A 1,978-nucleotide genomic window follows, 5' to 3' on the forward strand; every position below is an offset into this window, starting at 1 on the left:
GATTGCACCCCAAGGGCACTTCCTCGCGCTTCGCGCTCAGGGCGCCACGTCGGCCTACGGCCTCCTCGCAATGACAAACTTGGGGCGTTTACCATTTTAACGATGGCCTGTACGGTCCGGCGGTACCGCGCCGGGCCCGGCTGTCCGCTCCCCTGCAACGTCCCGTCGATGGCCTTCCCGCGGAATTACCGTTGCACTTTCCGCTGCCCTATGATAAGATAAGAGAAACGAAAGGGGGAAGGCCGATGCTCCGCGAGATCGTTCGCTTTGCCGTGCCCAGCTGCACGCTGGCAGCCGCCATCTGGATGCTGGCGCGGTATTTTGCCGTGCTGCGCCCGCGCGCCGGGACGACGGAATGGATCGGCCGCCTGACGCCGCCGCCGTGGCAGCCGGTCGCGGGCTGCCCGCTGCACGGGATGGACGCCCCGGCAGCCCTGCTGCTGTGCCTTGCCGTGACGGGCCTGCGCCTGCTGGAGCATTGGCTGCGCTTCCATGCCCTGCCCGTGTCGCCGGAGGCGCTGCTGCCGGTCCTGTTTGCCGGGCTGGCTGCGGCCTGCGCCCATCTGCTGCTGCGCCGCCTAGTGGGCGGGATGCTGCCTGCCCTGTCCGGCGCGCTGCTCTTCGGCCTGCTGCAGGACGGCTCCCTTGCCGTGACGGCCGCGCTGCTGGGCTATGTGCTCTGGCGCACGGCAAAGCGTTGCGGAGGGGGCTGGATCGTGCTGTCCGTGATATGCTTCGCCGCCGGTCTGCTGAAGGAGCGGGCGCTGCTTCTGCTGCTGCCGCTGTACCTGATCGGCTATGTCTGCACGCGGCTCTCCCGCCGCACGGGCCTCGGCCGGTCGCTTGCGCTGACGCTCCCGCTGAGTCTGCTCGGCGCGCTGGGCGTGGCCGTGCTCGGCTGGTGGATGGCGGGGCGCGGCACGCCGCTTGAGGCGCTGCGTTCTTTCCGCTTCTATGAGGCGCTTTGGCCCGCGCTGTGCGGAGCTCTCCGCGCCGCCGTGACGCTGCCGGGACGATTTTCGCCGACGGAGCTGGCGCTCGGCGCGCTTGCCGTTCTGACGCTGCCGGAGCTGCTGCACGGGCTTTGCCGCGGGCGCGACCTTCGCTGCGCGATGATCCTGCTGCTGCTCGTCTCCGCTGCGGCGCTGTGGGCCCTCTCCGGCCTGTTCCTGCTGCCGCTGCCGCTGGCCATGGCTCTCGCGTGGGTCTGGCAGAGGCTGTGCGACCGCGGCGCGGCCGTCTCTGCAGCGGTCCCGGCCGCCATGCTGGCGCTGTGCGCCGTCTCTTCCATCCTTTTTATGTTCTGATACAGGAGGTTATCTTATGAAAATTGCAATTGCCTGTGACCACGGCGCGCTGGCGCTGAAGGAGGCCGTGAAGGCCCATCTGACCGCGCGCGGTATGGAGTGCGTGGATTTCGGCACGTTTACGAAGGACAGCTGCGACTATCCAGACTTTGCCCGCCCGGCGGCCGAGGCCGTCGCCTCCGGCGCATGTGAGCGCGGCATCGTGATGTGCACGACGGGCATCGGCGTTTCCATCACGGCGAACAAGGTGCACGGCATCCGCTGCGCCCTGCTGTCCGACCCGGTGTCCGCCCGCCTGACGCGCGAGCACAACGACGCGAACATGATGGCCCTCGGCGCCGGCTTCGTCGGCGAGCTGCTGGCGCTGGAGATCGTCGACACGTTCCTTGACTCTCCGTTCTCGAACGGAGAGCGCCATAAGCGCCGCATCGAAAAGCTGATGGCCGTGGAGCAGGGCTGAGACGGCTCCCCATGACTCCGTGATGCTGTAGGGGCGGGGACAGCCAGGCCCGTCCGCGAAGCGGCAATCGGACGGCCAATTCGGTGCAATGCACCGTTCCCGGCGCCATGCTCCCCTGATATGTCATTGCGAGGAGGCCGCAGGCCGACGTGGCAATCTCGGGAAGGCAGTTACGATTTTGCCGGGGCTTTCCTGTGATCCGGCCGGGTAC

2 protein-coding genes are annotated in these 1,978 nt (G+C 68.0%); both read left to right on the forward strand.

All coding sequences use genetic code 11. From position 1 onward, the window contains the following. The first annotated feature begins 245 nt into the window (after window positions 1-245). Window positions 246-1,307 (forward strand): hypothetical protein, encoded by a 1,062-nt coding sequence (locus tag WMO66_RS02300; protein ID WP_349134794.1) that lies wholly within the window; start codon window positions 246-248, stop codon window positions 1,305-1,307. Window positions 1,308-1,323: 16 nt separating this feature from the next. Continuing rightward, on the forward strand, window positions 1,324-1,767 hold the full coding sequence (rpiB, locus tag WMO66_RS02305) for a ribose 5-phosphate isomerase B (protein ID WP_349134795.1): 444 nt from the start codon (window positions 1,324-1,326) through the stop codon (window positions 1,765-1,767). Window positions 1,768-1,978 lie beyond the last annotated feature (211 nt).

It is taken from the genome of Faecousia intestinalis (assembly GCF_040096185.1).
Lineage (GTDB): Bacteria > Bacillota > Clostridia > Oscillospirales > Oscillospiraceae > JAZOXB01.